Raw genomic sequence first — 10,305 nt, forward strand, 5'->3', positions numbered from 1 at the left:
GAAATGTAACTACTATGTCTAGCTTCAGCGCTTAGCCTAGTCGCTGTTCCTTTTACAGGGCTTCCGCATTTCTTACTTACTTCACTAAAACTTCACCAGGTACTTCTAGTACAAGGCCTTCTGCGATCCGTGTTCCGTATTCAGGGTCTGCCTTGAAGAAGTGGTTAATTTGACGAAGTTTGATTTCCTCTAATTCAACTGGCTTCATAGAAGCCACAATTGTGTCAACAAGACGAGTGCGTTCTTCTTCGCTCATTAAGCGATAAAGGTCACCAGCTTGTGTGTAGTGGTCGTCATGATCATAAGCTACACTATCCGCTACACCTTCTACAGGGAGTGCATGCTGCTTCGCTTCTGGTGTTTCTTTTGGACCACTAAAGCTATTAGGCTCGTAATATACAGAACTACCACCGTTGCTATCAAAGCGCATTTGACCATCGCGTTGATAGTTGTTTACATCAACTCTTGCACGGTTAATTGGAAGTGCTTGGTGGTTAGCGCCAACTCGGTAACGAGCTGCATCATGGTATGCAAATAGACGACCTTGAAGCATTTTATCAGGTGATACGTCAACACCAGGTACCAGCGTTCCAGGTGAGAATGTGGCTTGTTCAACCTCGGCAAAATAGTTTTCAGGGTTGCGGTCTAATACCATGCGGCCAACTTCGATTAGCGGGTAGTCTTTTTGAGACCATACTTTTGTTACATCGAATGGATCGAAACGATATGTATTCGCATCCTCTAATGGCATGATTTGCACGTAAAGCTTCCATTCAGGGAAGTCGCCATTTTCAATCGCATTGAAAAGATCTTCTGTATGATAATCTGGATTTTCCCCAGCAAGTTTTGTCGCAACCTCATTTGTTAAGGACTTCACGCCCTGCTCAGTGCGGAAATGGTACTTAATCCAAACACCTTCACCTTCAGCGTTTGTCCATTTGAATGTATGACTTCCATAACCTTGCATGTGACGCCATGTCGCAGGAATACCACGGTCACCCATTAACCAAGTCACTTGGTGTAGAGATTCAGGTGAATGAGACCAGAAATCCCATACAGCTGTTGGGTTTTTCAGGTGTGTTTGTGGATGACGCTTTTGTGTATGGATAAAATCAGGGAACTTAATCGCATCACGGATAAAGAACACAGGAGTGTTGTTTCCGACGATATCGTAGTTTCCTTCTTCTGTGTAAAATTTTACCGAGAAACCGCGTGGATCTCTTAATGTATCAGCTGAGCCACTTTCCCCAGCAACCGTTGAAAAACGGATGAATAGAGGAGTACGCTTGCCAACATCGTTGAATACTTTCGCTTTCGTATATTTGGATACATCGTTTGTTATTTCAAAATAACCGTGTGCACCGCCGCCTTTAGCGTGAACAACACGTTCAGGAATTCGTTCTCTATTAAAATGTGCTAATTTTTCTAGGAGGTGCACATCCTGGATTAGTACCGGTCCTCTTGAACCAGCAGTGATTGAGTTTTGGTTATCTCCAACTGGTGCTCCCCAGCTTGTCGTTAGTTTATTGTTACTCAACTAGATCACCTCTTGATAGTAGTTTTGAATACATTTATTATAATAACATCTACAAATTAAAAATCAATACTTTTTTATAATTATTATAATTTAAGTAATATTATCGTTTAAAACAACACCCGTTGCGCATGTTATAACAGTGATTAGCTCGCGGATAAGAAAAAATAAAACCAAACTACTAATCTAAACCTGTATACCCTACTCTATTAATTTTCAATTAGAACATGTTTTTATCCTTCCTTGAGAATGTTGAAAGTTTCGACAATTTCCTTTGTCTTTCAATTACATAGGAAAAGAAACAATTGGAAATAATTACATTGATATTCCAATTTAGGAGGAAATGCGACATGAAGGAGAAAAAGCATCATGGTAGCGTGGAAGGAGTGGGTGGACCTCATGATGACCGATTAGGCACGGGTGAATCTGCTGATTCGTTAACAAACAGGCAGGGACATCCCGTTACGGATAATCAAAATATCCGAACGGTTGGAAATCGTGGTCCTACTACATTAGAGAATTATGATTTTATTGAAAAAATATCGCATTTTGATCGCGAACGTGTTCCAGAACGGGTCGTGCATGCAAGAGGCGCAGGAGCACATGGGTATTTTGAAGCGTATGGGAAGGTCGGCGATGAGCCAGTATCCAAGTATACTCGGGCAAAATTGTTCCAGGAAGCAGGAAAGCAGACCCCGGTTTTCGTGCGTTTTTCAACGGTTGCTGGTGCAATGGAGTCTCCTGAAACAGCACGAGATCCGCGTGGGTTTGCGGTTAAATTTTATACGGAGGATGGGAACTGGGATTTAGTCGGAAACAATCTGAAAATCTTTTTCATCCGCGATGCAATGAAGTTTCCCGATATGATTCATGCGTTTAAGCCAGACCCTGTCTCCAATCTATCAAACCCTGAAAGAATGTTTGACTTTTTATCTAAAACGCCTGAAGCGACACATATGATTACCTTTCTTTTTTCACCATGGGGAATTCCGGCGAACTACCGCCAAATGCAGGGCTCTGGTGTGAATACATATAAATGGGTGAATAAGGATGGCGAGGCTGTACTAGTGAAATATCACTGGGAGCCGCTAAAGCATGGAATCAAAAATTTAACGCAAAAGGAAGCAAATGAAATCCAAGGGACAAATGTAAGCCACGCAACACAAGATTTATACGAAGCAATCGAGCGTGGGGATTATCCGGAGTGGGAGCTTTCTGTGCAAATCATGAGTGACGAATATCATCCTGATCTTGATTTTGATCCACTGGACGATACAAAGCTCTGGCCAACTGATAAGTTTCCATTTTTAAAGGTCGGTAGAATGGTGTTAAACAAGAACCCTGAGAACTATTTTAATGAAGTCGAGCAGGCTGCGTTTGGTACAGGTGTTCTTGTTGATGGACTCGATTTTTCCGATGATAAAATGCTTCAGGGAAGGACGTTCTCCTATTCAGATACGCAACGGCATCGTGTTGGAACGAACTATTTACAGCTGCCAATTAACGCACCGAAAAAGCGCGTTGCAACCAACCAGCGTGGTGGGATGATGTCTTATCATGTGGATGTACCACCGAGCGGCAATCCACATATTAATTATGAACCGTCTACGATTGGTGGATTGACAGAAGCAAAGCAGGAGGGCAAGATTCACGAGCCTCATTATAACGACAAGCTAGTTCGTGAAAAAATTGACCGTCCGAACGATTTTGGACAAGCAGGAGAAACGTATCGTAGCTTTGAGGAATCTGAAAGGGAGGAACTCATCAGCAATTTGGTAGATAACTTAAAGGTTTGCCGACCGGAAATCCAAAACAAAATGCTGGAGTACTTCACAAATGCCGACGAGGATTATGGTCGACGTGTAAGAGAGGGCCTCGCAAAGTCTATGGATACTACTAACACAAGCTCTGCTGCAGCGGACGAGGCAGTCGAGAAATCGAAAAACATGGGACAAAAAACAGACGGGTATTAAAAATAATTGCATCGGTCTTGGAAGGGACCGATGCTTGAATCTGCTAAAATCTATATTAGTCGAGCTAATTCGGGATTTACTGTTGATAATCCAGAAATACTGTTCTTACTGAAAAAGTACTGTTTTTAATTAGAATTTACTATTGTTAATCGCTAAATACAGTTTTTAGCCGATACACTAGCCTCGTTCCATCCTACAACTCCCTTACAAACGCATAACTTTTCCGTTCATATCCCATTTTTCCCTCATAAAAACGGTGCGCGTCCATACGCTGCAGTCCAGACGACAACGCCACCTTTCCACAGCCCATTTCCTGGGCAAGCTCATGTATGTACAATAGAAGTGCTTCACCATAGCCTCTCGAACGATTCGCCTCATCTGTCACCAAATCATACACATATATATGATTTCCGTAATAAAGATTGAGCTGTTGTGCAACGCCCGTAACCGCACCAACCTTACCCTCATCAATTAATGCAAACAGTCTATACCCTTGAATCTGCATTTCAGTCACTAACCCGACAAATTCTTCAAGCACCAAATGTGTCCTTAATTGCTTCATAACCGGGAACGCCATTTTCCACTCATCGATCGTCTTTAACTCACGAATTTCATACGCCAACACAACCACTCCTTGAAAAAGATTTCCTTTATCATACTGCGAACGCCCACAAGTTTCTACATTTTCCTTTACTTCATTCTAAAAAAACTTTTATAATGGAACAGTAGCGATATTTTTACCAATTGCACATGAGGTGCTTACCTCTTTTTGTCATAAAGCGTACAAGCATTACATATTTTTATACAAAGGCATCGCACTAACGCATGTGTGGTGCCTTTTCCTGAACCTATTTGAGGAAGAGGATGAATAAGAACATAAAAGCTACAAAAATTAACGGTATGCATTTGGATTTGTAATCGTTACGGAGGAGGAACACAGTTGAGTCGTAAAATTGTCGCATTATACATGGTACTATCCTTACTATTAGGGGCGAGTGTTACGTTTTTAGTAGTTCAGTTGCTCGATCAAAACGAACAATCACTCATTCAGCAGCCTAGCCAAAACAATGAAGGTACTACAAAAGAAGACACAAAAGGTCTATCTAAAATCAGTCAAGCGTACAACATGATTTTATCAAGCTATGTTGAAAAGGTTGACGAAAAACAATTACTTGAAGGTGCCATTCAGGGGATGGTTAGCACACTGAATGACCCGTATTCTGCATATATGGATGAAGAAACTGCAGCACAATTCAATGAATCACTGGAATCATCCTTTGAAGGAATTGGCGCAGAGGTAAGCATGATGGAAGGTAAGGTTACAATTGTCGCTCCATTTAAGGATTCTCCAGCTGAAAAAGCAGGTCTAAAGCCAAATGACCAAATCATCAAAATTGATGGGGATAGCATTGAGGGCCTTGACCTTTACGAAGCGGTTTTAAAAATCCGCGGTGAGAAAGGAACAATTGTTACACTGCAAGTCATGAGACCGGGTGTAACAGATGTAATGGACATCAAAGTAACCCGTGACACCATTCCGATTGAGACAGTATATACAGACCTAAAAGAATACAATAATAAAAAACTCGGGGTTATTGAAATCACATCATTCGCAAATGATACAGCGGAGGATTTCGTGGTTGGACTAAGTGAGTTAGAGGACAAAGGCATGGAAGGCCTGATCATCGACGTTCGTGGAAATCCAGGTGGACTTCTCGAAAGTGTTGAGGAAATTTTAAAACAGCTTGTTACTAAGGATAAGCCATATGTTCAGATTGAAAATAGAGACGGCGAAAAGCAGCGCTTCTTCTCCACTCTTGAAAAACAAAAGGACTATCCAATCGTCGTGTTAACGAACCAAGGTAGTGCTTCTGCATCTGAGATTTTAGCAGGTGCCTTAAAAGAAGCTGGTGGCTATGACATCGTCGGTGAAAAAACATTTGGTAAGGGAACCGTTCAACAAGCGCGTGACATGGGCGACGGAAGCAACCTTAAATTAACAATGTTCAAATGGTTAACTCCGGACGGAAATTGGATTCACCAAAAAGGAATTGAGCCAACCATGGAAGTGAAACAACCTGATTACTTCTACGCGAATCCAATTCAGTTCGAAAAAGAGCTTACACAAAACATGAACAATGAAAAAATCAAAAACGCACAAATAATGCTGAAAGGATTAGGATTCGACCCAGGTCGCGAGGATGGCTACTTCAGCGGAGAAACCGTTATTGCCGTAAAAGCATTCCAACAAGCATATGAAATAGAAGCGACTGGCACAATCAACGAAAAAACAGCCGGCGCCATCGAAGCGAAGGTCATCGAATCCATCCGAGACAAAAAGAACGACCAACAACTCAAAAAAGCAATGGAAGTCTTATTTAAATAAGATCTATATGCACCTCTCCCAAGCGGAGAGGTGTTTTTTGTTTGTAAAGGAACCAGGGGGACGGTTCTTGTGGCCCCCAATCAGACCATTTTAAAAGCCCATCGATTCTTGATCAGAGCAGCCGAGTAATTAACAGATTTTGCGGATATCGGCACAAATTTTGAATATATCGGCCCAAATTGGCCAGATATCGGACGAGGTTAGAAATATATCGCCTCAAAATCTAAATATATCACCCCAAAACCATAAGATATCGGACTAACCCATAGTTTCGAGAACAAAAACCCTCCAACACCATTTTCCCATAAAAATCAACGTATGCTTTATGTCAAGTATTTGGTACAATAAAAGTTAGTAAATCGAACGTAAAATTTTTACATATCAAGTCATATCCATAGGTGGTGAAAAGATTGATTGAGACATGGTTACTAGAATTTGCAAAAGGGATTGGACGGTTCTTTCTGCATCCATTGTTTTATTATTTCGCGGGGTACTGCGTACTTTTGGGCTATTTCCGAGTCAAACGTGAGCGGCGCGCATTTCATATCAGAGTAGAAGACGGCTTTTACGACCTAAGGTCACTCCTTCCAGGTGGCTGGCTCGCTGGGCTTCTAATATCAGTTGTAACAATCGCAGCCGGAGTAGTGATTCCATTCGGTAGCATCGCGTTAATCGCGTTCGTCACATTATTACTTAGTCTGCCGATCAAAACACGCTTACTTTCACCAGCATATATTTTAGGAGTATCGTTTTTCGGAATTATTTTGCTCTCAAACCTATCAGTTGAAAATAAATTTATTAATAGATTGCTAGACGACATGGGCAACACGAGCCTAGCATCAATTGTAATTTTACTAGGCGCCCTTTTACTAGCAGAAGGAATTCTAATTCTGAAAAAAGGTCATAACGGCACGTCACCAGACCTTTTAAAAAGCAAACGAGGGCTTCCAGTCGGTGCCCACATTTCGCAAAGACTGTGGCTTGCACCGGTATTTTTACTAATGCCAGGAGAAGTGCTCACCACACATTATGAATGGTGGCCGGTTTTCACAGTGTCCGGACAAGCTTACTCATTGATTTTAGTACCGTTCGGAATCGGTTTTTATCATAAGGTAAAAAGCATGCTTCCGACTCAAAGTATTCCTGTCGTTGGAAAACGCGTAATTCTATTAGGAATCGTCGTTACAGTCTTAGCAGTCACAAGCATTTGGTTTCCAGTTATTGCAATCATCGCAGCATGTTTTGCATTAGCTGGACGAGAATTAATTTACCTACAGCACTATTTCTTGGACGAATCTAGACAATCAATTTTTTCGCAACAAAACCAAGGTGTACTCGTTCTTGGGATTATTCCACAATCCCCTGCTGAAAAAATGCAAATCAAAATTGGCGAGACGATTTCAAAGGTCAACGGTATTCAAGTTAAAACCGTTCAAGAATTTTACATGGCACTGCAAAAAAATCGTGCATTGTGTAAGCTAGATGTTCTAGACATCAACGGTGAGGTCCGCTACGTGCAACGCGCCTTATACGAAGGCGAACACCACGAACTCGGTATCCTTTTTGTGAACGAAGGTAAGAGATGGAAGCATAAAGCGGTGTAACTGAAATTTTTCATTATTAACCGGAATCTGTTCATAAATAGTCCGAATGAAGTATAGAAAACAGATAAAATAGTAAAAGCCTAAGATTATTTAATAATACTCTTAGGCTTTTTTATTATTATAAAGGTGTTTATTATGAAAGGTTAACTAATGAAGATCAAAGGGAAGTGCAAGTCACTATGTTTTTCTTTATCATAAAATCATAAAACATCCTTTAGTCTGCTAATGCGCTAAAAAATTCCATTGACATGAATTCTAAGTTTATGATAAATTTATTATCGTTAGTTCATCACTCTAATATGTTAGTGAACTAAAGTGTTTATAGGTTTGTAAACTACTATTTCATTTTTTATATGAACTAGTACTGTAATAATAAATGGTACAACATTTTAAAAAATCATTTTAATAAGTTAAAGGTGGCTTTAATAAACATGAAACGTAAAATAACAATTTTTCTATCCATTCTAACGATATTTTTAATACTAGCAGGATGTTCTGATTCAACTTCAAAGAATTCAAAAGATGAAGATACATTGGTGATAGGTATCGATGATAAATTTGCACCTATGGGGTTCAGAGATGAAAATAATGAAATTGTAGGATTTGATATTGACTACGCGAAAGCTGCTGCTGAAAAGATGGGCGTAGAGGTGAAATTTCAACCTATAGATTGGAAAACAAAAGAATCGGAACTAAGCAGTGGGAGAATTGATTTAATATGGAACGGGTATACCATTACAGAAGAACGTAAAGAAAAAGTTCTTTTTACAAAACCGTATCTGAAAAATGCACAAGTTATTGTAACATTGGCTGATTCAAATATTACTAATCTAGATGATTTAGAGGGGAAAGCTGTTGGTCTTCAGTCTCTTTCCTCGGCATCAGATGCTCTAGAATCTAGTCCTATTAAACCAAAAATAAAAGAGGTTACAGAGTTCTCTGATAATGTTTTAGCTTTAAATGATTTAAAAGTAGGTCGTTTGGATGCTGTTGTTATTGATGAGGTTGTCATTAACTATTATTTATCCAAAGAGAGCGGTACTTTTAAAGTACTAGAAGAATCCCTGGCTCCTGAAGAATACGGGGTTGGTGTAAAAAAAGGTAATGAACCCCTGCTTGAGAAACTTCAAAAAGCTTTAGATGAAATGAACGAAGATGGTACAGCAACGGAAATTTCTAAAAAATGGTTTGGTGAAGATAAGGTTTTATAATAACGTTGGTATATGAAATATAGGCAAAACAGGATTTCCTGGTGGGAACCCTGTTTTGTTTTTTGGAGGAATCCTCATTATGTCTTATGATTATCTAATCTCAATACTTATGCCCATGTTAGAAGGGGCACAAGCAACGGTACTTTTGTTTATAATCGCAATTTTACTATCTATTCCAATCGGGTTCGGTCTAACTTTAGCAGTAAGAAGCAACATTAAACCCATTTCATGGTTTGCGCAAGGATATATATATGTAATGCGAGGAACACCTCTCCTCCTTCAACTATTACTTATCTGTTTCGGGCTACCTATGTTACCTGTAGTAGGAGAATATCTAGTATTAGACCGTTTCGTAGCTGCTACGATTGGCTTTGTATTAAACTATTCTGCATACTTTGCAGAAATCTTTCGCGGGGGTCTGTTAGCTATTGATAAAGGTCAATATGAAGCATCTCAGGTGCTTGGATTAAATAAATGGCAGACAACAACACGCATCGTTATTCCTCAAATGTTTCGTATTGCACTACCTTCAGTGGCAAATGAATCGGTGACGTTAGTTAAAGATACTGCCTTACTCTACGCGGTAGCGGTACCAGAATTATTACATTTTGCCCAAACCGCAGTGAATCGTGACTTTACAATTATTCCATTCTTTGTAGCAGGTATTATCTATTTATTGATGACAATGATCTTAACGATTCTATTTAAAGGAATTGAAAAACGATTGAAATATTAATAATAAGGAGTGTAGGATGTGGCTATCATTGATATATCCAACCTCAAGAAATCATATGACCAAGTAGAGGTTCTTAGTAAGATAAGTTTTGAAGTAAATAAAAATGACGTTGTAGCGATTATTGGACCTTCCGGATCGGGAAAAAGCACATTACTTCGCAGCCTAGTGTATCTCGAAGAAGTAAACGGAGGCAGTATCAATATAAGTGGTGAAGATCTTGTTAAAGATGGCATCTATTCGAAACCACACAAAATAAAGCAGATAACTTCAAAGATGGGGATGGTTTTTCAGCATTTTAATCTATTCCCTCATCTAACTGTTAAAGAAAATCTTGAAATGGCTCCTAAATTGGTTAAAAAGGAGTCTTCATTAGAAATTCAAGCAAGAAGCAAAGAACTATTGGATAAAATCGGGCTAACCGAACGAGCTTCAGCATACCCATCTACCCTTTCAGGCGGTCAAAAACAAAGAGTAGCTATTGCACGTGCTTTAATGATGAATCCGGAAATTCTATTGTTTGATGAACCTACTTCCGCCTTGGACCCAGAATTAACAGGAGAAGTCTTACAGGTTATGAGGAAGCTTGCGGAAGAGCAAATGACGATGATTGTGGTAACACATGAAATGGGGTTTGCAAAGGAAGTTGCGAATAAGGTGATTTTTATGGATAAGGGAGAGATTGTTGAATCTGGTAATCCCAATGAGATTTTCTCCAATCCAAAGCATGAACGTACAAAAGCCTTTTTAAACCGAAATTTAAAGTAACTCCAAATAATTTTCCGGGGTGACTTTCACAGAATAGTATCAAGTAAAAAGAGAAACGGCTACTGCCGTTTCTCTTTTCAGACTGTAGACAAACTC

At 39.7% G+C, this 10,305-nt stretch carries 8 protein-coding genes; 6 read left to right on the forward strand and 2 right to left on the reverse strand.

Annotated features, from left to right (window positions below; genetic code table 11):
• Positions 1-76: 76 nt before the first annotated feature.
• Positions 77-1,537 carry a catalase KatA gene (gene katA / locus V7097_RS06660; protein WP_335702827.1) on the reverse strand — a complete coding sequence of 487 codons (1,461 nt, stop codon included), beginning with the start codon at positions 1,535-1,537 and terminating at the stop codon, positions 77-79.
• 347 nt (positions 1,538-1,884) lie between these two features.
• Between katA and V7097_RS06665 the strand changes: the two genes are divergently transcribed.
• Complete coding sequence (locus V7097_RS06665; protein ID WP_335702828.1) at positions 1,885-3,507, forward strand: catalase; 1,623 nt, start codon at positions 1,885-1,887, stop codon at positions 3,505-3,507.
• A gap of 193 nt (positions 3,508-3,700) precedes the next feature.
• Here V7097_RS06665 and V7097_RS06670 read toward each other — a convergent pair whose 3' ends face one another.
• Positions 3,701-4,129, reverse strand: coding sequence for a GNAT family N-acetyltransferase (locus tag V7097_RS06670; RefSeq protein ID WP_335702829.1), 429 nt, complete (start codon positions 4,127-4,129; stop codon positions 3,701-3,703).
• Between the two features lie 318 nt (positions 4,130-4,447).
• Here V7097_RS06670 and V7097_RS06675 point away from each other — a divergent pair, with 318 nt between their 5' ends.
• From V7097_RS06675 to V7097_RS06695, 5 genes are all read left to right on the forward strand, one after another.
• On the forward strand, positions 4,448-5,893 hold the full coding sequence (locus V7097_RS06675) for a S41 family peptidase (RefSeq protein WP_335702830.1): 1,446 nt from the start codon (positions 4,448-4,450) through the stop codon (positions 5,891-5,893).
• 401 nt (positions 5,894-6,294) lie between these two features.
• Positions 6,295-7,497 (forward strand): PDZ domain-containing protein, encoded by a 1,203-nt coding sequence (locus V7097_RS06680; protein WP_335702837.1) that lies wholly within the window; start codon positions 6,295-6,297, stop codon positions 7,495-7,497.
• Between the two features lie 431 nt (positions 7,498-7,928).
• Positions 7,929-8,708 carry an amino acid ABC transporter substrate-binding protein gene (locus V7097_RS06685; protein WP_335702831.1) on the forward strand — a complete coding sequence of 260 codons (780 nt, stop codon included), beginning with the start codon at positions 7,929-7,931 and terminating at the stop codon, positions 8,706-8,708.
• Positions 8,709-8,787: 79 nt separating this feature from the next.
• Positions 8,788-9,444, forward strand: coding sequence for an amino acid ABC transporter permease (locus V7097_RS06690; protein ID WP_335702832.1), 657 nt, complete (start codon positions 8,788-8,790; stop codon positions 9,442-9,444).
• An 18-nt stretch (positions 9,445-9,462) separates the two neighbouring features.
• Positions 9,463-10,209, forward strand: coding sequence for an amino acid ABC transporter ATP-binding protein (locus V7097_RS06695; RefSeq protein WP_335702833.1), 747 nt, complete (start codon positions 9,463-9,465; stop codon positions 10,207-10,209).
• The last annotated feature ends 96 nt before the right edge of the window (positions 10,210-10,305 follow it).

The sequence above is a fragment of the Bacillus sp. JJ1562 genome, assembly GCF_036962705.1.
In the GTDB taxonomy this organism is placed as follows: domain Bacteria; phylum Bacillota; class Bacilli; order Bacillales; family Bacillaceae_L; genus Ferdinandcohnia.